This is a genomic window from Dongia mobilis (assembly GCF_004363235.1).
GTDB lineage: Bacteria > Pseudomonadota > Alphaproteobacteria > Dongiales > Dongiaceae > Dongia > Dongia mobilis.
The window spans coordinates 276,601-298,097 of the sequence record NZ_SNYW01000007.1; the positions used below are offsets into that span (position 1 = coordinate 276,601).

Annotated in this window: 24 protein-coding genes; 8 read left to right on the forward strand and 16 right to left on the reverse strand. The window is 64.9% G+C overall.

From position 1 onward, the window contains the following. Positions 1 to 6: 6 nt before the first annotated feature. Together A8950_RS07065 and A8950_RS07070 are read right to left on the reverse strand one after the other, a co-directional pair. Positions 7 to 774, reverse strand: a complete 768-nt coding sequence (locus A8950_RS07065) for an MBL fold metallo-hydrolase (protein ID WP_133612932.1) — start codon at positions 772 to 774, stop codon at positions 7 to 9. Next, complete coding sequence (locus tag A8950_RS07070; RefSeq protein ID WP_243735556.1) at positions 774 to 1,706, reverse strand: enoyl-CoA hydratase-related protein; 933 nt, start codon at positions 1,704 to 1,706, stop codon at positions 774 to 776. The genes A8950_RS07065 and A8950_RS07070 overlap by 1 nt, the downstream gene beginning before the upstream one ends. 45 nt (positions 1,707 to 1,751) lie before the next feature. On the opposite strand from A8950_RS07070, the gene A8950_RS07075 reads away from it, so the two are divergent. Both A8950_RS07075 and A8950_RS07080 read left to right on the forward strand, forming a co-directional pair. Next, positions 1,752 to 2,132 carry a DUF423 domain-containing protein gene (locus A8950_RS07075; protein WP_133612933.1) on the forward strand — a complete coding sequence of 127 codons (381 nt, stop codon included), beginning with the start codon at positions 1,752 to 1,754 and terminating at the stop codon, positions 2,130 to 2,132. 68 nt (positions 2,133 to 2,200) lie between these two features. Then, the gene (locus tag A8950_RS07080) at positions 2,201 to 3,142 is read left to right on the forward strand and encodes a histone deacetylase family protein (protein WP_133612934.1); all 942 of its coding nucleotides are present in this window, start codon (positions 2,201 to 2,203) and stop codon (positions 3,140 to 3,142) included. A 36-nt stretch (positions 3,143 to 3,178) separates the two neighbouring features. On the opposite strand, the gene A8950_RS07085 is transcribed toward A8950_RS07080, so the two are convergent. After that, positions 3,179 to 3,808 carry a DUF2062 domain-containing protein gene (locus A8950_RS07085; protein ID WP_166645039.1) on the reverse strand — a complete coding sequence of 210 codons (630 nt, stop codon included), beginning with the start codon at positions 3,806 to 3,808 and terminating at the stop codon, positions 3,179 to 3,181. A 281-nt stretch (positions 3,809 to 4,089) separates the two neighbouring features. Here A8950_RS07085 and A8950_RS07090 point away from each other — a divergent pair, with 281 nt between their 5' ends. The 5 genes from A8950_RS07090 to A8950_RS07110 all read left to right on the forward strand — a co-directional run bounded on the left by A8950_RS07090 (position 4,090) and on the right by A8950_RS07110 (position 8,854). Beyond that, positions 4,090 to 4,389: an exodeoxyribonuclease VII small subunit gene (locus A8950_RS07090; protein WP_133612936.1), complete on the forward strand. Its 300-nt coding sequence runs from the start codon at positions 4,090 to 4,092 to the stop codon at positions 4,387 to 4,389. Between the two features lie 101 nt (positions 4,390 to 4,490). Beyond that, on the forward strand, positions 4,491 to 5,375 hold the full coding sequence (locus A8950_RS07095) for a polyprenyl synthetase family protein (RefSeq protein ID WP_243735557.1): 885 nt from the start codon (positions 4,491 to 4,493) through the stop codon (positions 5,373 to 5,375). Between the two features lie 13 nt (positions 5,376 to 5,388). Beyond that, positions 5,389 to 6,834, forward strand: coding sequence for an MATE family efflux transporter (locus A8950_RS07100; RefSeq protein WP_133612938.1), 1,446 nt, complete (start codon positions 5,389 to 5,391; stop codon positions 6,832 to 6,834). Next, entirely contained in the window at positions 6,834 to 7,580 is a 747-nt protein-coding gene (locus A8950_RS07105) for a TlyA family RNA methyltransferase (RefSeq protein WP_133612939.1), read from the forward strand. The genes A8950_RS07100 and A8950_RS07105 overlap by 1 nt, the downstream gene beginning before the upstream one ends. After that, entirely contained in the window at positions 7,577 to 8,854 is a 1,278-nt protein-coding gene (locus A8950_RS07110; protein WP_133612940.1) for a class I SAM-dependent RNA methyltransferase, read from the forward strand. The genes A8950_RS07105 and A8950_RS07110 overlap by 4 nt, the downstream gene beginning before the upstream one ends. On the opposite strand, the gene A8950_RS07115 is transcribed toward A8950_RS07110, so the two are convergent. From A8950_RS07115 to A8950_RS07160, 10 genes are all read right to left on the reverse strand, one after another. Beyond that, positions 8,851 to 9,339, reverse strand: coding sequence for a PAS domain-containing protein (locus tag A8950_RS07115; protein WP_133612941.1), 489 nt, complete (start codon positions 9,337 to 9,339; stop codon positions 8,851 to 8,853). The two genes, A8950_RS07110 and A8950_RS07115, sit on opposite strands and share 4 nt — an antisense overlap. A 67-nt stretch (positions 9,340 to 9,406) precedes the next feature. Beyond that, on the reverse strand, positions 9,407 to 9,865 hold the full coding sequence (locus A8950_RS07120; protein WP_166645040.1) for a PAS domain-containing protein: 459 nt from the start codon (positions 9,863 to 9,865) through the stop codon (positions 9,407 to 9,409). A gap of 32 nt (positions 9,866 to 9,897) precedes the next feature. Then, positions 9,898 to 10,986 carry a chorismate synthase gene (gene aroC / locus A8950_RS07125; protein WP_133612943.1) on the reverse strand — a complete coding sequence of 363 codons (1,089 nt, stop codon included), beginning with the start codon at positions 10,984 to 10,986 and terminating at the stop codon, positions 9,898 to 9,900. Positions 10,987 to 10,998: 12 nt separating this feature from the next. After that, the gene (gene fabI / locus A8950_RS07130) at positions 10,999 to 11,841 is read right to left on the reverse strand and encodes an enoyl-ACP reductase FabI (protein WP_133612944.1); all 843 of its coding nucleotides are present in this window, start codon (positions 11,839 to 11,841) and stop codon (positions 10,999 to 11,001) included. 154 nt (positions 11,842 to 11,995) lie between these two features. Continuing rightward, positions 11,996 to 13,027: an ABC transporter substrate-binding protein gene (locus A8950_RS07135; RefSeq protein ID WP_133612945.1), complete on the reverse strand. Its 1,032-nt coding sequence runs from the start codon at positions 13,025 to 13,027 to the stop codon at positions 11,996 to 11,998. A gap of 45 nt (positions 13,028 to 13,072) precedes the next feature. Beyond that, positions 13,073 to 14,179 carry a DmpA family aminopeptidase gene (locus A8950_RS07140; protein ID WP_133612946.1) on the reverse strand — a complete coding sequence of 369 codons (1,107 nt, stop codon included), beginning with the start codon at positions 14,177 to 14,179 and terminating at the stop codon, positions 13,073 to 13,075. A 21-nt stretch (positions 14,180 to 14,200) separates the two neighbouring features. Next, positions 14,201 to 15,025, reverse strand: a complete 825-nt coding sequence (locus tag A8950_RS07145) for an ABC transporter permease (RefSeq protein WP_243735574.1) — start codon at positions 15,023 to 15,025, stop codon at positions 14,201 to 14,203. A 13-nt stretch (positions 15,026 to 15,038) separates the two neighbouring features. Continuing rightward, complete coding sequence (locus A8950_RS07150) at positions 15,039 to 15,974, reverse strand: ABC transporter permease (protein WP_133612947.1); 936 nt, start codon at positions 15,972 to 15,974, stop codon at positions 15,039 to 15,041. Beyond that, positions 15,971 to 17,113: an ABC transporter ATP-binding protein gene (locus tag A8950_RS07155; RefSeq protein ID WP_133612948.1), complete on the reverse strand. Its 1,143-nt coding sequence runs from the start codon at positions 17,111 to 17,113 to the stop codon at positions 15,971 to 15,973. The genes A8950_RS07150 and A8950_RS07155 overlap by 4 nt, the downstream gene beginning before the upstream one ends. 69 nt (positions 17,114 to 17,182) lie before the next feature. Continuing rightward, positions 17,183 to 18,010 (reverse strand): MurR/RpiR family transcriptional regulator, encoded by an 828-nt coding sequence (locus A8950_RS07160; RefSeq protein WP_166645041.1) that lies wholly within the window; start codon positions 18,008 to 18,010, stop codon positions 17,183 to 17,185. Between the two features lie 238 nt (positions 18,011 to 18,248). Here A8950_RS07160 and A8950_RS07165 point away from each other — a divergent pair, with 238 nt between their 5' ends. Further along, entirely contained in the window at positions 18,249 to 19,682 is a 1,434-nt protein-coding gene (locus A8950_RS07165) for a sensor histidine kinase (protein ID WP_133612950.1), read from the forward strand. On the opposite strand, the gene A8950_RS07170 is transcribed toward A8950_RS07165, so the two are convergent. The 3 genes from A8950_RS07170 to A8950_RS07180 all read right to left on the reverse strand — a co-directional run bounded on the left by A8950_RS07170 (position 19,666) and on the right by A8950_RS07180 (position 21,404). Beyond that, positions 19,666 to 20,028, reverse strand: coding sequence for a hypothetical protein (locus A8950_RS07170; protein WP_133612951.1), 363 nt, complete (start codon positions 20,026 to 20,028; stop codon positions 19,666 to 19,668). The genes A8950_RS07165 and A8950_RS07170 overlap by 17 nt on opposite strands. 6 nt (positions 20,029 to 20,034) lie before the next feature. Next, positions 20,035 to 20,478, reverse strand: a complete 444-nt coding sequence (locus tag A8950_RS07175) for a hypothetical protein (protein ID WP_133612952.1) — start codon at positions 20,476 to 20,478, stop codon at positions 20,035 to 20,037. Between the two features lie 266 nt (positions 20,479 to 20,744). Continuing rightward, on the reverse strand, positions 20,745 to 21,404 hold the full coding sequence (locus A8950_RS07180; protein ID WP_133612953.1) for an aquaporin: 660 nt from the start codon (positions 21,402 to 21,404) through the stop codon (positions 20,745 to 20,747). Between the last annotated feature and the right edge of the window lie 93 nt (positions 21,405 to 21,497).

Here is a 21,497-nt window from a genome sequence, read left to right on the forward strand (position 1 = left end):
GCCGCGCTAGGCGCGTTCCTTCAGATAGGCGTCGCAGAGTTCGACCAAACGCTCCCGGCCGAAGCTCGGGTCATGGCCTGCATGCACCACATTGACCGGTAGCTGCCGCAGCCGCTTCATCGTCCGTACATAGGCCGGGATGTCGGAATGGTCGAGTTCGTCGAGCAGCGGGCCGTCATAGATCGCGTCGCCGGAAAAGAGCGTGCCGGTGGCGGCTTCCCAGAGGCCGATCGAGCCCGGCGAATGGCCGGGCAGGTGCAGAACCTCGAAGCGCCGGTCGCCGATATCGACCATGTCGCCTTCCGCCACGATCTCGGTGACGCGCGCGGGGCGGATGCGATAGCTGCGCAGATCGTAGCCGCGATGCGGCAGCGCCGTGATGAGATCGCCGTCGATCTCGTAGCCGGCGACGCGGATCTTGACGAGATCATCCTGCGAGAAATCGGAATAGAGCAGGGTGCCGGCGACGGTGGGTGCTGCCAGGTTGCCCGCTTCGGCCGCGTGTACCAGTGTATGGTCGAATTCGTGATGGCCGCCGATATGATCGGCGTGGGTATGGGTGGCGACCGCGGTCACCGCCTTGTCGAACAGGTGCCGCGCGGCCGTGGTCAGGCTGGCGATGCCCATGCCGGTATCGATGACGAGATCGCGGCTCGACCCCCGCACATGCCAGATGTTGCAGCGCATGAGCGGGATGACATGCGGTTCCCACAGCAGGGTGATGTCGTCGTCGATGCGGCGGGTTTCGAACCAGCGCTCGGCAATGGGGAGCATCAGATACCCTTGAATCCGGGTGCGCGCTTGGCGAGGAAGGCGGCGACGCCTTCGGCAAAATCCTCTGTATCGGCGGCTTGCGACTGCAATTCGGCCTCAAGCGCCAATTGCTGTTCCAGCGAATGGTGGTCGCCGGCATGGAAGGCCTGCTTCATCAGCGCCAGCGCCTTGGTGGGCGCGTTTGCCAAACGGGCAGCCAGTGCGTCGACCGTGGCGGCCAGTTCCTGGTCCGGCACGGCGCGGTAGATGAGGCCAAGTTGCTCGGCTGCCGGCGCTGCGATCTTCTCGCCCAGCATGGCGGCGGCCTTGGCGCGGGCGGGACCCAGCAGGCGCTGCAATTGGTGCGTGCCGCCGGCATCTGGAATGAGGCCGATGCGGGCAAAGGCGATGTCGAAGGCGGCGCTCTCCGCCGCGACGACCATATCGCAGGCCAGCGCCAGGCTGACCCCCGCTCCGGCGGCAATACCGTTCACTCCCGCGATCACCGGCAGATCGAGGCTGTGGATCTGGCGAATGACCGGGTTGTAATAGCGCTCGACCGTGTTGCGGCAGGCGCGGCCGTCTTCAATGGCGCCCGCATCGGTAAGATCCTGCCCGGCGGAAAAGGCGCGACCGGCACCGGTGATCACCAGTACCCTTGCCGTGGCATCGGCGGCTATGTCGGCGAGCCGGTCGGACAACTCGCTCAACATGGCGCGGGTGAGGGCGTTGAGGCGCTGCGGCCGGTTGAGTGTCAGGCGATGGATGCCGCCTTCCTGCTGCATCAGGATGGCTGGTTCCCGGGTCACGTCGTTCTGCATGGTCACGCTTCCTGCCTCGTCGCTCGCTTCAGCCCATCGCCCGTCCGCCATCGCCTGCCCGCCATCGGCGTCCGGGCCGGCGTCCGGGCGTTTCGTCGCATCGGCGGGATGATGCCACAATCCTCGCGCCATGCGATAGTTGCGAGGTATGCAGAGAACAGGAAGGCGGAGGAAAGAATGCGCGTGGCAATAGTGGGTGCCGGCCTGCATGGCGCCATGGCGGTCGGCTTCGGCGCCTGGGCGGCGCATGGCGCGGCGGTCATCCTGCCGCCGCATGCGGTGGAATGGGTGCGGACCGCCAGCGCCTATCAATTGTGGCATGCCGCGGCGCTGGTCGGGGTCGCGGCGCTGGCGTCAGCCATGCCGGGTCGCTTCGTCTCGCTGGCTGCTGTGGCGTTCGGTTTTGGCGCGCTCGCCTTTTCATGTAGTCTCTATGCCGTGGCCCTGGGTGGCCCGGCCTGGCTGGTCCATGTGACGCCCATGGGCGGCCTCCTGCTGATCCTGGGCTGGCTCTTGCTGCTGGTCGCAGGGATGCGGCGCCTGCCCGGCTGCGGTTGAGCAGGGTCGGCGCGGGTTACGCAGTGGCATCTGACGGAAAGATGCCGAAAGGCATGGTGCGGGAAGCAATGTCGGCAGTTTCGTTACCAACGGCACTTTTCACCCACGAGGCCTGTTTCGGGCACGACACCGGGCCGGGCCATCCCGAGCGCATGCAGCGTCTGGGCGCGATCCTGCGCGTACTCGACGATCCGCTGTTCGGCGCGCTCAGCCGCCGCGATGCGCCGGAGGCGACGCGTACGCAGCTCGAGCGGGTCCATACTCCGGGCTATGTCGACGAGGTATTCGCCGCCGTGCCGCACATGGGCCGCGCCGAGCTCGACGGCGACACCGTGCTGTCCCCCGGCTCCGGCGAGGCGGCACTGCGCGCGGCCGGGGCGGTCACGGCTGCGGTCGGCGCGGTAATGGCGGGCGAAGTTAAGAATGCCTTCTGCGCAGTGCGGCCGCCCGGTCACCATGCCGAGCGCGATCTAGCCATGGGGTTCTGCGTCTTCAACAACATCGCGGTGGGTGCCGCCGAGGCGCTCGCCAGTTTCGGCCTGGAGCGTGTTGCTATCGTTGATTTTGACGTCCATCACGGCAACGGCACGCAGCATATCTTCGCAACCGATCCCAGGGTGCTCTATGTCTCGACCCATCAGAGCCCGCTCTATCCCGGCACCGGCGCGCGGCAGGAGAAGGGTGTCGGCAATATCTGCAATGCGCCGCTGCCGCCGTATTCCGGCTCGGAAGAGTTCCGCGACGCGGTGGAGGAAATCGTGCTGCCGGCGATCGAGCGGTTCGGCCCGCAATTCCTGCTGATTTCCGCGGGATTCGACGCGCATCGCGCCGATCCGCTGGCTGCACTTGAACTCGAGACCGAGGATTTCGGCTGGGTGACCGAACAGCTCTGCGCTTTGGCGCAGGAACTCTGCGACGGGCGCGTGGTATCGACGCTCGAGGGTGGCTACGACCTCAATGCGCTGGCGGAATCGGCCGCCGCGCATGTGCTCGCCCTGCAGGCGGCGTGATTTGCCCGATCGGCGGCCGGCTGGGCCGTCTCTGCGCTATGTGCCGGTCACACCTTGTGCGGCAAGGGCGCGACGCCTCGCCATGCGCTTCTCCCGCATCGCCCGGTAGGCAATGATCAGGCGCAGGCTCCAGCGGTAGCCAAGCCAGCCGCAGAGGATCGCCCAAGGGATGAACCCGGTCCACATGGCGAGGCCCCAATCAAGGAACAGCATGCGGAAAACTAGGCTCACTTGCTCCCGAAAGCCGAGTTCGTCGGCGATCAGGTGATGGGTGAAGGCGCTGAAGCGGTCAAAGCCGGAAAGATCGTTCCAATTGCCCAGCATTACCTGGCCGGTTACATAAAACGTGTAGAACATCGGTGCCGTGGTCAGCGGATTGCTGATGAAGGTCCAGAGGGCGGCCATGACGACGTTGAAACCCCAATTGAACCGTCGCGCTACCAGCCAGACCAGAAGGACGACGGTCGACTGCCCGATGACCGGCATCAGTCCACAGACCACGCCGACCAGAACCGAGCGGGCGCTATAGGCTGCGGGATGCTTCGCCCGCAGCATCGGCGTCACCAGGCGATAGCGGATATAGCGGTTGAGGCGGCGGAAAAACCCCGCCGGCCGGCCATTGCGGCGGCCGGCGGTGGGTGCCTCTCGGTTGCTGTCGTCTGTCATGCGCTCGATCTGGCTTGCCATGGCAGCGGGCGGAGGCAATTTCGTCCCCGGGATGGCGAGGACCGATCGACATCCTGGGCCAATCGCCGGCGATGCATCGCCAAGTCACTGATTTCAGGTATTTTCACTCTATTGTCCCACGCTGGGACCCCCGGTAGAATAGCGCCCTTCGGTGCCGCGCGGCAGTCTTGCGACACATAGCCGCGACGGCACCGTTTTGCTGATAAAGTACCGGTTTGGCCGAATTGTGGCAGGGCCGGCGTGATTTTCAGGTGTGATTGATGGCTGACGCGAAGAACAGCGGCAAGGCGGCGAATATCTCGGGCATGAGTTTCGAGGAGGCGCTGGCCGAATTGCAGGACCTGGTAAAGAGCCTGGAGCGGGGCGACAACAAGCTGGACGATGCCATTGCCGCCTATGAACGCGGTGCCGCCCTCAAGGCGCATTGCGAAGCCAAGCTCAAGGAGGCGCAGCTCAAGGTCGAGAAGATCGTTCTCGGCGCCGACGGCAAGGTCGGCACAGCGCCCGCCAGCATGACTGCCAGCATGACTGCCAGCATGACTGCCAGCATGACTGATTGAGCGCCGGACTCCCTGAACAGGGCCCTTACTGGCTCAGCCACCCAACTACCGGATTTTCCCGAGGTTCCACTTTGTCCGTCGAAAAAATGCCCGCCGATAAGATGTCCATCGAAAAAGCCCTCAACGATTCAGCAATCTCGGTGAACCGCAAGCTCGACGAGCTGATAAAGCCGGTGAGCGGCGCCGAGGCGCGCGTGATCGAGGCGATGCGCTATGCCACCATGGTGGGTGGCAAGCGCATTCGCCCCTATCTGGTCCTGAACTCGGCCGCCATCTTCGACGTGCATGGCGAGTACGCATTGCGCGCCGCCGCGGCGGTTGAGATGCTGCATTGCTATTCGCTGGTGCATGACGATCTGCCGGCGATGGATGACAGCGATCTGAGGCGCGGGCAGCCGACCGCGCACAAGAAATTCGACGAGGCGACGGCGATTCTCGCCGGCGACGGCCTGCTCACCATGGCCTTCGAGGTGCTGTCGCATCGCGACACCCATCCCGACGGCGAGGTGCGGGCCGACCTCTGCCATGCCCTTGCCGTGGCGGGTGGCGCCAACGGCATGGTGGGCGGCCAGATGATCGATCTCCTGGCCGAGAACCAGGAACTCGATATCGGCGCCATCACGCGCCTGCAGCGCATGAAGACCGGCGACATCATCGCCTTTTCCTGTGAGGCGGGTGCCATCCTGGGCCATGCCTCGAGAGAACAGCGGCACGCCCTCACCGCCTATGCCCACAAGCTCGGCCTCGCCTTCCAGATCGTCGACGATCTGCTGGACGCCGAGGGCGATGCCGCCGAGACCGGCAAGCCAACCGGCGCCGATGCCGCCGCCGGCAAGGCGACCTTCGTGTCGATCCTGGGCCTGGAGCGCGCCCGCACCCAGGCGCGGCTGCTCGGCGACCAGGCCAACGAGCATCTCGACATCTTCGGGCGCAAGGCCGACCCCCTGCGCTGGATGACCGAGTTCGTGATCAACCGAAAGAGCTGACGGAGCCAGCAGGATGCCCACCCCTCCGGTCGGCACCGAAACGGGCGGGCCGGCCGGGAGAGGGCAGGCCAGGACGGATCGGCCCCCGCAAAGCCTTTCCGGCGAGATCCGCGCGACGGTGTTTCTCGCGGCACCGCTCTGCATCGCCCTGCTGGCCGAAATGGCGCTGGGCTTCATAGAATACAAGATGGCCGGCGCCCTCGGTGCCGCTGCCTTTGCCGCGGCCGGGCTCGGCATCCAGCTGGTCTATGTGCCGAAGCTGCTGGCCATGGGCACGCTCTACAGCGTCGCCGCCCTGGGCTCGCATGCCCATGGCGCCGACGATCACGACCGTCTGGTACAGGTCATGCGCCAGGGCCTGCGTCTCGCCTTCTTCCTCTCATTCCCGGTCATGGCGATCCTCATCGTGGCCGATGACGGTCTGCGCGCGATCCAGGCCGCCTATCCAGGCTTCGATGTCGATGTCGACGCGATCGAAGGCTTGCTTTGGTGGTCGGTCCCGTCAGTCCCGGCCTTCCTCTGGTTCCAGACCCTGCGCAATTTTGTCACTGTGCTGGGACGCCCGATCATCGTCACGGTCATTGCCGTGCTCAGCCTGCCACTGCTGGCGCTGGTTCTCTGGCTGCTGATGTTCGGGAAATTCGGCGTGTCCGCCTTCGGCGTGCCGGCGATCGGCATGGCGATCTCGATCGTCGCCTGGGCGCAGCTGGTGACGGCCGTCATCTACATCCGGCGCGCCCGCTACTTTGCCGCCTACGACATTTTTTCCGGTCTCATTCACCACGACGGGCGCCTGATCCGCGACCTGGTCGTGGTCGGTGCGCCCATTGCCGGGGCCTATCTGTTCGAAAGCGGCATGTTCTTCGGCTCGACCCTGGCCATGGGCGGGTTCGGCAATGACTGGCTGGCGGCGCACAATGCCGTGCTCAACGTCACCTCGATCACCTTCATGATTCCCTATGCCATCGGCCAGGCGGCGACGGTCCGGGTCGGCTATTGCCTGGGTGCCGCCAGACCGGCGGATGCGCGCCTCGCCGGCTATGTCGGGATCGGACTGGGGCTTTCCTGGATGGTTCTGGCGGCGGTCACCATGTGGCTGGCGCCGGTCCTCCTCACCGGCCTTTATCTCGACCTCGACGACGCCGGCAATGCCGCCGCCATCGCTGCGGCCGCCAGCCTGTTTCCGATCGCCGCGATCTTCCAGTTCTTCGACGGGCTACAGGTGACGGCGCTCGGCACCTTGCGCGGCTACAAGGATACGCGCGTGCCCATGCTGATCGCCTTCATCGGCTATTGGCTGCTCGGCATCGGCGGTGGTGTCGCCCTCGCCTATGGCATGGGATTGAGCGGCCCGGGCCTCTGGTGGGGGCTTGCCATCGGCCTTCTGGCATCCGGCCTCATGCTGCTGATGCGCTTCGATCACTTGTCGCGGCGGCGCATTCGCGCCACCCTTGCCTGATGCCGAAGGAACGGGTCGACAAATTGCTGGTGGATCGCGGTCTGGTCGAGACTCGCGCCAGGGCGCAGGCGCTTATCCTGGCCGGCCTCGTCTATTCCGATACGAAGCGCATCGGCAAGGCCGGCGACCAGATCAGTGTCGATGCGCCGCTTTCCCTCAAGGGCCAGGACCATCCCTGGGTCAGCCGCGGCGGGCTGAAATTGGCGCATGGCATTGCCCATTTCGGCCTCCCCGTCGCGGGGCGCATTGCCGCCGATATCGGCGCCTCGACCGGCGGCTTCACCGACGTGCTTCTGGCGCATGAGGCCGCCAGGGTCTATGCAGTCGATGTGGGTCACGGGCAGCTGGCCTGGAAGCTGCGGCAGGACAAGCGCGTCGTGGTGCTGGAAAGGACCAATGCCCGGCACCTGACGACGGTCGAGATTCCCGACCCGCTCGACATCGTCGTCTGCGACGCCAGCTTCATCGGTCTCGAAACCGTGCTGCCGGCAGCATTGGCCCTGGCGAAGCCCGGTGCCTGGGCGATCGCCCTCATCAAACCGCAATTCGAGGTCGGACCGGGCCAGGTGGGCAAGGGCGGCGTGGTGCGCGACCCGACCCAGCACGAGGCCGTCTGCGTCAGGATCGCCGCCTGGCTGGGCGGGCTGCCCGGCTGGACCGTTCTCGGCATCACCGAAAGCCCGATCACGGGGCCGGAAGGCAACAAGGAATTCCTGATCGCGGCTCGACAGGACAGGGCGCCATGACCGATCCCGCCGCCCTCGTCGATCTCACCATCGAAAGCCTTGGCGCCCAGGGCGACGGCATCGCGCGGCATGACGGCAAGGGCGTCTTCGTCGCCTATGCCCTGCCGGGGGAACGCGTGCGGGCGCGCCTCTCGCCCAAGGGCGGCAACGCCTTCACGGGGCGAATGCAGGAAATCGTGACGGCCTCCCCGGAGCGCGTCGTGCCACCCTGTCCACTGTTCGCGCGCTGCGGCGGCTGCGGCCTGCAGCACTATTCCCTGCCGGCCTATCGCGCCTGGAAGCAGCAGCAGGTAGCGACGACCCTCGGCCAGCGCGGCATCGACCTGCCAGCCGGCACCGGGATGGTGACGGTCGAAGCCGGCAACCGTCGCCGCGCTGTCTTTGCGGCGCGCAAGGAGCGTGGCGAGATTGCCTTCGGCTTCCATGCCGCCATGAGCGACGAGATCGTGCCGCTCGATGATTGTCTGCTGCTGACGCCGGGGTTGAGCGCCGGTCTCGGCGGGCTGCGACAACTTGCCGGGGTGGCACTGGCCGAGAAACAGGCGGCGGACATCCATGTCACCGACAGCCTCGCGGGTCTCGACGTGCTGGTGACCACGGATGGCGATCTGCCGATGGGTAGGCGGCAGGCTGTCATTGCCGCCGCCAATGCCGCTGGTCTTGCCCGCCTTTCCTGGCAGCATGGGCGTCGCCAGCCGGAACCCATCGTCATGGCGCGGGTGCCGCAGATGCGCTTCGGCGACATCCTGGTCGATCTTCCCATCGGCTCCTTCCTGCAGCCTTCGGCCGAGGGCGAGGCGGCACTGGTCGCCGCAGTCACGACCTATGTCGGCAAGGCGAGGCGCATCGCCGATCTTTATGCCGGCTGCGGCACGTTCAGCTTCCCGCTGGCGAAGATCGGCCGCGTGCTGGCGGTCGATGCGGCAAAGCCGGCAATCGCCGCCCTCGCAGCCGCCGTCAACCGCGCACAATTGTCGGGCCGCGTCGAGGGTATGGCGCGCGATCTCGAACAGTCGCCCCTACCACCACCGGACCTCAAGCCTTTTGAGGCGGTGGTGTTCGATCCGCCCCGTGCCGGGGCGGAAATGCAGGCGCGCATGCTGGCGAAAAGCAGGGTGGGCAAGGTGGTTGCCGTGTCCTGCAACCCGGCCAGCTTCGCCCGAGATGCAAGAATCCTGCTGGATGCCGGTTTCGCGCTCGAGAAACTCGCCATCGTCAACCAGTTCGTCTGGTCGGCCCATGTCGAACTGGTAGCGCTGCTCCGGCGCCGCTAGTGTGCTTCCCGCGCCATGGCGAATAGGATGTAGCCCACCTCGTGTTGGGAGCGCGCAAAGGGAAGGGTCAGCATCTCGAGCCGAATGAAATCAAAACCTGTCCGATACGGCGAGCCGTGGAAGCAGATCGGCGCGCGAGCAGCAATAGCCTGGTCGATGACGCCGAACCAGCGTTCGGCATAGACCGGACCGACCTCGCTCAGGTGCCGGCGGGTGAAGTTCGCAGTGGCGAAATAATGCTCGATCTCCCTGCCGAGATAGCGCCCCAGCACGTCATATGGACGCGTATCGTTTGGCCTATCCACGATTTCGCCCAGCATCATCCATTGCAGCAGCTTGGGAAACGCCATCGGGTCAAAGCGCGGACGGAACGGCAAGCCATCCTCGCGCGCCCAGTCGCGCCAAGCCTTCTCCAGATGGTGCAGACCCGAATCCTGTGGTCCGGGTTGCGGGTGCCAGAGCGATGCGTCGACATTCTGCGCCATTCATCACGAATGAAGGACTTTGCGGGTCATGCGGTCAATAGGAACGGCTTGCTAGTTCCGCAAGGAATCAGACCCGCGCCAGCGCGCAAAGCACGAAGCCGATCTCATCCTTGCCACCCTCATCCCGCGCCAGCGGCAGGGCCAGCATTTCCAGCGGCACATGCGAATAGGGCGTGCCGAACGGGCTGCCGGTGAAGTAGCAGGGTCCCTGCGCGGCGATGACGGCGTCAGAGATCGAAAACCAGCGTTCGTCGAAGGGAGCCCCGATCTGGCTCAGCCTGGCCCGCGTCACCCTGGCAGAATCGAAGAAAGTCGAGAAATCACTACCGATATAGCGATAGAGCACGTCATAGGGCCGGACCGGGTTCGGCTCTGCAATGATCTCGGCCAGCACCATCAGCGGCAGCAGCGGCGGAAATTCGAAGGGGTCGAAACGGCTGCGGCGCGGCAAACCACCGTCGGCGCGCGCCCATTCCTGCCAGGCGCCCAGCAGTTTGTGCAATGCCGGCGAACGCACCGCCTGCAACGGTTTCCACGATGCCGGATCGTCGGCGGGGCTCAAAGGCCGACCTGGCCCCGGTGCCGCAGCAGATGATCCGCCAGCACCACCGCCATCATCGCTTCGCCCACCGGCACGGCACGGATGCCGACGCAGGGGTCGTGGCGACCGGTGGTCGAGACGTCCACTTCCTCGCCGCCCGTGGTGACACCCTTGCGCGGCGTCAGGATCGAGGAGGTCGGCTTCACCGCGAAGCGCACGACGACGTCCTGCCCGGTGGAGATGCCGCCGAGGATGCCACCCGCCTTGTTGCCGAGAAATCGAACCTGGCCGTCCTGCATGCGCATCTCGTCGGCATTCTCCTCGCCGGTAAGTGCTGCCGCTTCGAAGCCGGCGCCGATCTCGACTCCCTTCACCGCGTTGATGCTCATTATGGCGCTGGCGAGGTCGGCATCCAATTTGCCGTAGAGTGGCGCGCCGAGCCCGACCGGCACGTTCTTCGCCACCACCTCGACCACGGCACCGGTCGACGAGCCGGCCTTGCGCACGGAATCGAGATATTCCTCCCACACCAGGGCGGTGGCGGCATCGGGCGACCAGAACGGATTGTTCTCGACCTCGGCCCAGTCCCAGGCGCCGCGGTCGATCCGATGCGGGCCGATCTGGATGAGGGCGCCCTTGATCTCCACCGGCGCGGGGAGGAGATGGTTCAGCACCTCCCGTGCGATGGCGCCGGCGGCGACACGGGCCGCCGTCTCGCGGGCCGAGGATCGGCCGCCGCCGCGATAGTCACGGTTACCCTGATACTTGGCCCAATAGGTGTAGTCGGCATGGCCGGGCCGGAACTGTTCGGCAATTCGCCCGTAATCCTTGCTGCGCTGGTCCTCGTTGCGGATCATCAGCGAGATGGGCGTGCCGGTCGATCTGCCCTCGAACACGCCGGAGAGGATTTCGACCGTATCCGATTCACGCCGCTGCGTCACGAAGCGTGACTGGCCGGGTTTGCGGCGGTCGAGCCAGTGCTGGATGCGCGCCGCTTCTATGGCGAGGCCGGGCGGCGTCCCGTCGACGACGCAGCCCAGGGCAGGGCCATGGCTTTCGCCCCAGGTGGTGAAGCGGAACAGGTGGCCGAAAGTGTTGTGCGACATCGCGCCGGCCGCTCAGGATTCGGATTTCGAGAAGTTCTTCAGCATCTCGGTCAGTTCCGGTGCCGATTCCGGGCGCAACATGCCGACGATGTTGTAGCCGCTGTCGACATGGTGCAACTCGCCGGTGACTCCCCTGGAAAGTTCCGAGGCAAGATAGAGCCCGGCGCCGCCCACGTCCTCGATGGTGACGTTGCGCGTCAACGGCGCGTTGAGCTCGTTCCAGCGCAGGATCTGGCGGAAATCGCCGATGCCCGAAGCAGCCAGCGTCTTAATCGGCCCGGCGGAGATCGCATTGACCCGAATGCCCTGATGGCCGAGGTCGGCGGCGAGATAGCGTACCGAGCATTCCAGCGCGGCCTTGGCGACGCCCATTACGTTATAGTGCGGCATCACCCGCTCGGCGCCGAGATAGGTCAGGGTCATCAGCGAGCCGCCATGGGGCATCATCGCCTTGGCGCGCTGGGCGACCGCCGTGAAACTGAAGCAGGAAATGTCCATGGTGCGGGCGAAATTGGCCCGCGACGTGTCGACATACTGGCCCTTCAACTCCTCCTTGTCGGAAAAGGCGATGGCATGGACGACAAAATCGAGGCTGTCCCATTTCTTGCCGATGGCGGCAAAGGTGGCGTCGATGCTCTCGTCGGTGGTCACGTCGCAGGGCAGGACCAGGTCCGCGCCGACGGAGTCGGCCAGCGGCCGTACACGCCGCTCCAGTGCCTCGCCCTGATAGGTGAAGGCAAGCTGTCCGCCCTGGGCGTGGATGGCCTTGGCAATACCCCAGGCGATGGACCGGTCATTGGCGACGCCCATGATCAGGCCACGCTTCCCGGCCATCAGCCCCTTCGACTCACTCATACGGAACCCCAATTGATTGATTTAAAACCAGATATATCCCGCATCCTACACCATCGCCCGATGGGGTCAATTCGGGCGATGTGCTTGATTCAGAGGAAAAAAGGGCGGGCGCCGGCACGCAGCCGGGCCCGCCCGCGATCTGCCAGAACCGTGGCTAGTTGGTCTTTACCTTGGTCCAGACGCGGTCATAGGTGCGCAGGTCCTCGCCCAGATCCTCGAAGATCTGCAGCTTCTTCATCACCTCGGCCGGTGGGTTGATATAGGGGTTGTCGCGCAGTTCCGCCGGCAGCAATTCCTTGGCCTTGGCGTTGGTGGTGCCGTTCTTCTGCTGTGCGGCGTTGAGTGCCGCGATCTCCGGGCGCATGTAGAACTCCAGGAATTTCTTGGCGTTCTCCTTGTTCGGCGCCGATTTGAGGACGCAGATATCCTCCTGATACATGGTGGCGCCTTCCTCCGGGATCACGTAGCCGAGGTTTTCCGGATCCTCGAGCACATACATCATGGCGCCGACGAAATAATGTGCTGCCGCCATGTCGCCGGACTGGATGAGGGGGATGACGTCATAGGAGAAGGCGCCGACATTGGGCTTCTCCTTGAGGATGGTTTCGCCGGCCTGCTCGATCTCGGCCGCGTCGCGGCTGTTGACCGACTTGCCGTTGAGAATCAGCCCCACGCCCAGCACCTCGCGCATGTCGTCGAGCAGGATGACGCTGCCCGGGTTCTCGGCCGCGAAGGCGAAATAGTCCTTCCACGACTTGATCTCCGGCACGCGGTTCTTGTTGTACATGATGCCGACCGAGCCCCAGGCATAGGGCAGGCAGTATTCGCCATTGGGATCGGTTTTCGAGAGCAGGTGTGCCTTGTCGATGTTCTCCCAGCCCGGCATCTGGTTGACGTCGGTCTTTTCGATGAGGTCCAGCTTGGCCATGATGTCGTGCATATGGACCGAGGGGAAGACGATGTCGTAGCCAGTGGCGCCGGCCTGGATCTTGGCCAGCATCTCCTCGTTGCTGCCATAGGTATCGAGGGTCACCTTGACGCCGAACTCCTCGGCGAATTTGTCGAGCACCTCGGGATTGATGTAGTCGCCCCAATTGTAGACGGCGAGGCTGCCCTCGGCAGCGGCACCCTGGGCGCCCCATGCCAGCAAGATCGCTGCGCCGAGGCCGGTGATGGTCTTTTTCATGTTGGTCGCTCCTCTCCTGTTTGTCTTGGTTGAACTTCCGGTACTTCACGCCAGGCGGTTGTAACTGCGCATCACGTCCAGCAATGCGCTGTGATCGATGGCCGCCACCTCGAGGCCGGCTGGGCGCAGGGCGATCATCGTCTCGGCGGCGACCAGGGCGTTCACGATCGCCTCCTCGATGGCCTCCACGGCTGCCAGATAGATCGCGTCGAACATTTCGTCGTTCACCGCTTCCAGCCGCCAGATTGCTGGGCCGGCCTGTGGCAGCGTCATCGCATTGCCGGTGCTGAAGGCCATGAAGATGTCGCCCGAATTGTTGCCGCCCGGCGAGCCGCCGCGCCCGATGCCGATGGCGGCGCGCTTGGCAACGCGCTTCAGCTGGTTGGGCAACAGCGGCAGATCGGTGCCGATGATGACGATGATCGAGCCCTGCTCGCGCGCGAACAGGGCTCCGCCGGCCAGGTGCTTTCCCACCGGCACGCCGAGGATGGTGAGCCAGTCACGGATGCCGTGATTGGCCTGCACCAGCACGCCGACATGACCGCTGCGCTCTTGTTCATCCTTGCCGATCTCGATCCGGCGCGAGGCGGTGCCGGTTCCGCCCTTGAACTCGTAGCAGATCATCCCGGTACCACCGCCGACATTGCCTTCCGCCACGGGCCCGGCCTGCGCGCCGTCGAGTGCCGCCAGGGCATGCGCCTCGGTGATGTGCTGACCGTTGATGTCGTTGAGCACGCCATCATAGGTCTCAGCCACCACCGGCATGGCCCAGAGGTGGTCGGCAGTGAACTGGTGGCCAAAGCGGCGAATCATCCAGCGCACCGCGGCGTGATGGGTAATGCCGACGCTGTGGGTATTAGTGATGCAGATGGGGCCGCAGAAATATCCCGCATCGTTGATCCAGTGCGTGCCGGTCATCTCGCCATTGCCGTTGAGAGCATGAAACCCCGCCCAGACCGGCATCAGGTCCGGGGCATCGCCGCGCGGGACGATTGCGGTAACGCCGCTTCTGACCGGACCGTCGGGCTGGTTGATCGTGGTCATGCCGACCTTGACACCCGGAATGTCGGTGATGGCGTTGTGGGCGCCGGGCCGGCCCGGGAAGGGCAGGCCGAGATCTCGGGCGCGGGGTTTCGAATGCGGCTTGTTCATGAGTCTGCTCACGGGATCGGGTCACGGACGGCGGGAGCGCAGATAAAGGCCGAGGGCGGCAATGGCAAAGGAGAACAGCAGCAGCATGACGGCCAGAGCATTGATCTGCGGTTTGATGCCCCGGCGCAGCATGGCGTAGATGAAGAGCGGCAGTGTCGTCGCCTCGACGCCGGCGATGAAGAAGGTGATGACGAGATCGTCCAGCGAGATGATGAAGGCAAGAAGCGCGCCGCCGGCCACACCCGGCATGATCTGCGGCAGGGTCACGCGGCGGAACGTCACCCAGGGATTGGCGCCGAGGTCCGCCGATGCCTCTTCCAGCACCTGGTCCATGCCGGCAAGGCGCGCGCTCACGATGATGAAGACGTAGGAGGACAGGAAGACGCAGTGGCCGATGATGATGGTCATCAGGCCGAGCTGGAAGCCGGCGCCGACGAAGAAGATCAGGAGCGCGATGCCGAGAACGATGTCCGGCATGATCATCGGCATGAAGATCAGCATCTGGTAGAAGCGCCTGGCGCGGAAATCGTAGCGTTGCAGGGCTAGGGCCGTGACCGTGCCGATGGTGGTCGATATGGCGGAGGTGACGAGGGCAATGGCCAGGCTGTTCTTGACCGCGCTCAGCAGTTGGTCCGTCGTCTCGACATAGTTCGACGAGGCGGCGAGGTTTGTCTCCAGACCGAAGAGCGAGCGGTACCAGTCGAAGGTAAAGCCGGACCAGCTCATCATGTTGACTACGTTCGAATTGAACGAGAACACCGCAATGAGGGCGATCGGCAGATAGAGAAACAGCAGGAAGAGAATGCCATAGGCGCCGAGGCTGCGTCGGCCGAGGTGGCGGAACATTGAAATCACGGCTTCACCTCCCGCCCGCCGTACGCTGGTCGCTGCGCATCACCTTGAAAACATAGATGAACAGCATGACCAGGACGGTCGCCATCACCATCATGGCAAGCGCCGCACCGAACGGCCAATTGCGCGCCTGCAGGAATTGCTGGGTGATGATGTTGCCGAACATCAGCACCTTGGCGCCGCCGAGCAGCGAGGCGACCACGAAATTGCCAAGCGCCGGGATGAAGACAATGATCGAGCCGCCGATGATGCCGGGCAACGTCAGCGGCAGGATCACCCGGCGGAAGGTCTGCAGGGGCGTGGCGCCGAGATCGGCCGAGGCCTGGACCAGCGAGCGGTCGAGACGCTCGACGCTGGCATAGACCGGCAGGAACATGAAGGGCAGCAGTACATAGACCAGGCCGATCACAACGGCACCCTCGCTGAAGATCATCATCATCGGCTTGTCGATCAGCCCAAGCTCCTTCAGCACCGTGTTGATAACCCCGGACGGACGCAGGATCAGCATCCAGGCATAGATGCGGATAAGGAGATTGGCGAAGAAGGGAAGCGTGATGAGGAACATGGCAAGGTTGCGACGCGCCGGGCTGAGGCCGCTGACCCAGAAGGCTGCCGGATAGGAGATGAGCAATGTCAGCAGCACGGTAAGAAAGGCCATCTTCAGCGAGCGCAACAGGATCTCGAGGTAGACCGGATCAAACACCTCGCCGGCGCCCAGCGGTGCGCCCAGCACGCGGCCGTAGGAATAGGGATAGAAGCTCCATTCGACCCCGCCATAGAGGCCGGGCGTCAGCACCGAATACAGCGCCATGATGCCAAGGGGGACGACGAAGAAGATGCCGAGCAGCAGCGTGATCGGCGCCAGCATCAGCGCAAGGTTGCGCCGCCGTCTGGCAGCCTGGCTGGCATGTTCCACGGGGGCGCTGATGGCGGCGATGCTCATGATGCCGCGTCCGCCGGCATGAGATGCGGCGCTGTCACCGGGTAATGCAGCGTCACCGGCGCGCCTGGTTGGAGTGCCGGTTCATGTTCGGCCTGCGAGCGGCGATAGAGGGCGCGAATGGGGGCACCCGATCCGGTGCGTGCGAGCACATGCAGGTCCGAGCCGACGAATACCGACTGCTCGATCGTAGCGTCGATCGGCACCGTCTTGCTGCCTGGTGTCAGCGACAGATGCTCTGGCCGCAGCACGATGTCGACGGCGCTACCTTCGGCGAGGGCAGCGGTTCCAGCCTGCCGCCGCATCAGCAGGCTGATCCCCTCGGCGCAGTCGACGCGCAAGGTGTCGCTGTCGCTGGCGGCGATTCGCCCGGCATATAGGTTGCTGATGCCGATGAATCCGGCAACGAAGCGGTTGGCGGGGCGGTCATAGATTTCGTCGGGCGCGCCCAGCTGCTGGATGGTACCGCGGTTCATCACGGCGATGCGATCCGACATGGTGAGGGCTTCTTCCTGGTCGTGCGTGACGAAGACGAAGGTGATGCCAAGCTCGTGTTGCAGGTTCTTGAGCTCAATCTGCATCGATTGCCGCAGCTGGCGGTCGAGCGCCGACAGGGGTTCGTCCAGCAGCAGCACCTTCGGGCGGTTGACGATGGCGCGGGCCAGCGCCACGCGCTGCTGCTGGCCGCCCGACAATTGCCGGGGATTACGCTGGCCCATGCCGGCAAGACCCACCATGTCGAGGGCGGCGGCGACGCGGCCTTCGCGTTCGGCCTTGCCCACACCGGCCACCTCCAGGCCGTAGGCGACATTCTGCGCCACCGAGAGATGCGGGAAGAGGGCGTAGTTCTGGAATACCGTATTGATCGGACGGCGATAGGGCGGCAAGCCGGCAATGGATTGACCGTCGAGATAGAGCCCGCCGGAATCGAAATCCTCGAATCCGCCGATGGCGCGCAGCAGGGTGGTCTTGCCGCAGCCGGATGGACCCAGCAGCGTCAGGAACTCGTTACCGCGAATGGCAAGCGACACCCGGTCGAGGGCGGTCACTACGCCGCCTTCCGGTGCTCGGAAGGCCTTGCTCGCCGCCTCGATGCGGATGATGTGGCGTTCGCCGGTCGCCGCCGGCGCCGCATAACCCATGACGTCCTCCTGCCTCTCCTTGCGCGATCGCACCCTTCGTGATCGGGGTGCTGACCGCTGCCGTGCCGATCACGTGTCGTCGAAATCGCCGAACCCGTCCTGCAGGTCGGTGAGGTACTCCATCCTGGTGCTGACCTTGGGGCCGAGGTGCTCGATCACCGCCTCCAGCAGCAATTCGAGCAGCGCCACGGTGCTGACCGCGCTGTCCCAGAACACCTCGCCTTCGCCGGGATCGGTCAGTCTTACATCCGCCGTCTCGATCCATGGACAGTAGATGTCGGTGACGGCGATGACCTTGATGCCGGCGCTTTTTGCCCGTTCCGCCAGCAGGCCGGCCTTCCGGGCATAGCGACGCGAATCGATGATCAGCAGGCAGGACCGGCGTCGCTCGGCGTCGAACAGGTCGGCGAAGGTGCCGTCCTGGCCGTCGAGGAAGCGCACGCCGGCGCGGGCATAGTCCAGCTGCGACGCGAAATAATGTCCGATGCCGCGCAGGTTCTGGAACGAGGCAACAAAGACCTGCGGCTGCTCGGCCAGCAGCTTCACGGCGTCCCGCCATTCCGGCCGATCGACATGGGCGAAGACGCGAGTCAGGTTGTCGACATGGGCCTTGAGTTGCTTGGCCTGAATGTTGCTGCCATTGCCGTTTTCGCTGCCCTTCAGCTGCCAGGCGGAAGAGGGGGCATGGCCGCGCAGTTCCTGCGTGAGGTCGGTCAGGCGCTGATAGCCGAGGCTGCGCAGGAAACGCCCTACGGTAACGGCACTGACCCCGACCCGCTTGGCAATCGACGCCGCCGTCTCGAACGGCAGGTCGTCGAGATGGGCGGCGAAGAAACGCGCCAGCATCGCCTCGGACTGCGTGCGTCCGGCTTCCTCGTCCTGCAATCTGGATAACACCAAATCCCGGCTCATCGGCAGCGTCATGTTATTCTAGTTACACAATACGATTTATGTTATTCAAATAACATCGCAGGTGTCAATGTGTGCCAACGGCCCATCGTCGCGAGGCAGAAAATGCTGGATTATTTGACTAAATTTTGACGCAAATTCGATTTGTAGCTATGAGATTGGTCCTATCCGGTCTCGAGTCGGGGGTGATTCGGGGGCGACCGGGTTCTCGGGCAATCGGCATCAGATGAGCACCGCGCGCAGATACTGGCTGGTCGGCTCCGTCATCATCATCTTCCTGGCAGCGCTGGCGATCAGCGTTGAAATCCTGGTGTCCAGCGCCCTCGATGCCCAGCGCAGCCAGAAGAACACGGCCTGGGCGGCTGCTCAGCTCGAAATCGAATTCCTCCAGTTCGAAAACGCCTTCCGGGGTTTCGCGGGCGTCGCGCAGAGCGTGCCGGCGACCTATCTGGAGACCCGCCTTTCCATGTTCCGTACCCGGGTGCGCAACCTGAAGCAGGAGGTGGCGGAGACCGAACTCGCCCGCGACCCCACCTATCGGCAGCTGATCGGCCAGCTCGAAATGGCGGTGGCGCCGGATTCGCCGGTCGCCCTTGCGATGCAAAGCGATGATCCGGTGGTCCGCCGCGCCGCGCTCAACAAGCTGGCGCGGCTCGACTCGCCGATCCGCTCCTGGATGCAGGACGTGATGCTGCGGAGCAATCCCGACCGCCAGCGTGACGATCTGGTGCGCGCCCAGATGCAGGCGGCCGGCGTGATGGCGGTGGCGATCGTGGCCGGCATCGTACTGGTCGTCCTGCTGCTGCGCCTCATCAAGCGGCTCGAACTTGCCCATGAGCGCGAGCGGGAGGCGCGCTGGCGCATCGACCAGGCGAGCCGGGTCAAGGACACCTTCCTCGCCGTGGTGACCCACGAGTTGCGCACGCCGCTCAATGCCGTGATCGGCTTTTCCGAGCTGATGAAATCCCGCACCGATCACCATACCGACCGCGAAATGACGACCTGGGTTCGTGAGGTGCTGGCAGCGGGTCGGCATCTGCTGACGCTCATCAACCAGACGCTGGACATGTCGCGAATTGCCGCCGGCAAGCTGGCCCTCTCCCCGGCTGAATTCGACTTGCGCCTGTTGATCGAAGACAGCGTCGCCAGCCTGCAGCGCCAGATGGCGCTGGCCGAGATGGCACTGGCGGATGACGGAGGCTCTCAATCCGGCGCGCACAATATCCAACTGGCGACGCATCTGCCCGAGCAGGACCTGATCATCCGGGCGGACGAAGCCTGGCTGAGGCAGGCCCTGCACAATGCCATCCTGCATGCCCGCAAGGCGTCATCGCAGGGGAGCGCGATAACCATCGCTGCCGCCACGCAGGATGGCCGTGCCGTGATCGAAATCAGCAATGAGGCGGTGGCGGACGTCGAGAACTTCCGTCGCCGCGAGAGCGACGAGCGCAGGGCCGAAATCAGGGCCGACGCCGCCGGCCGGGCTTTCGATCCGTTCCTGCAGGGCGATTTGCGCCTCACCCGCGAAACCTATGGCCTCGGCCTGGAATTGCCCATCGCGAAGGCGATCGTCGAGGCCCATGACGGCCAGCTGCATTACGAGCCGCAGGCCGCGTATCTGCGCCTGCGCATCGACCTGCCCGTCAACCTGGCGGCTTGAAGCGGGGCAGGGCCGGCGTCGGGTGCAGCAGTGGCTGATAAGGTGCCTTGGGCGCGATGGTGGCGGGCGGTCGGCCGAGCGCGCTGGGTTCGGGCGGCGAGAAGGTCGACGGATTGCCGCGCTTCTGCCATTCGCGGGGGTTGGTCCGCGGATCGAACGCATCCTTGCAGGCCGATCGTCGTGGCTCCGGCAGATCGGCGCAGTTGGTCCCGGTCGAGAACGGCGCGGTATTGTTCTGCGCCAAGGCCGGAGTTGCGGCGAGGGCGAGCGGCAGGCAGCCAGCACTTGCCGACAGCAGCACGGCCAGGGCGACAGCCGGGGATTTGGTTGTACGGTTGCCGCCCATCTTGCGTTATCGCCAGCCGGCGATATTGCCCCAGGAATCGACGATCACGGCATAGTCCTCGCCCTGCGCGGTGGCGGTGCCATGATAGACCGGCACGCCGTCGGCGGTGTGGACAAGTTCAAGGGGCGAGACGCTGACATAGCCGGCATCGAGCACCCATTGGCGGGCTTCGGCTGCTGAAAACTCGAGCGGCGGAATGAAATCGCCTGCCACCGGCTCAGCGTGGCGGTCCTTCAGCGTCGGAACGCGGACGATCTCGGGAACGCTGGTACCCTCGGCCGGAAGGGCCGTGGCGGCGACCTGTGTTGCGTCCGCCCCGACCGCTTGCGGCTCGACCGCCAGGGCCGGCGCCGCAATAACGGCGGCGGCCATCGCGCCGCAATACATCAAGGCGCTCAGCAGGAGCACAAATCGGCTGGCATTGCGCCCCTGAAGAAGATCCATGGTCATGGTCCGGCCTCCTTTCAACTGACCACCCCGTAGGACAACGCTCTTGGAAAAGAGAATCCCCACGGAACAAATGCGGCAAGTTTCCGGAAATTCCGCTTCTGATATGTGGTGTTTCGATCAAACGTCGCCAAGGGGGCGGCGGTTCCCCGTCGGTTCAACCGCAAGCCGCTTGGAGCCGTCCCGCCCCAACCGGCGGATTTGCGATGGCGACATTCGTGACGCCGCCCGCGTCCAGTCCAGGCAGCTGGAACTCCCGGTTCGGCAATTCAGGCTTTCAGGGCGCCGCTCTTGAACAGCAGGCCGCCGATGGCGGCACCGATCGCGGGCGCCAGAATGAAGAGCCAGACTTGCGCCAGCGCCTGACCCCCGGCGAAGAGGGCCGGGCCGATGCTGCGCGCCGGGTTGACAGAAACGCCGGTCACCTGGATGCCGACGATGTGAATGACGGCGAGCGTGATGCCGATGGCGAGGCCGGCAAAGCCCGGGCTTGATCCCTCGCCGGTGGATCCCAGGATGACGATGACGAAGAGTGCGGTCATCACGATCTCGAAAACCAGGGCCTGCAGCAATGTGTATTCGCCGAGATAGCCCGGCCCCCAGCCATTGGCGCCGAGGCCTGAATCCGCGCCGCCGGCGATGATCATGAGGATGAGCGCGCCGGCAATGGCACCCAGCACCTGCGCTACCCAGTAGAGCATCATATCGCGCGCCGTCATCCGCCCGGCGACGAAGGCGCCGAGGCTGACCGCCGGATTGACGTGGCAGCCCGAAACCGGGCCGATGCCATAGGCCATGGCCACGATGGCAAAGCCGAAAGCGAGCGCAATGCCGAGTTGGCCGACCTGGCTGCCGGCAAGGACAGCAGCACCGCAGCCGAACAGGACCAGCGTCAAGGTGCCGATGAATTCCGCGAGCAGCTTGTTCATGATGGCGACTCCCCCAGCCCGTCTTGCTCCGTTGGCATGCCGGTCACTCTATCAGAACGGTCCGGCACTGGATACACGCGGCGATTGAACGGA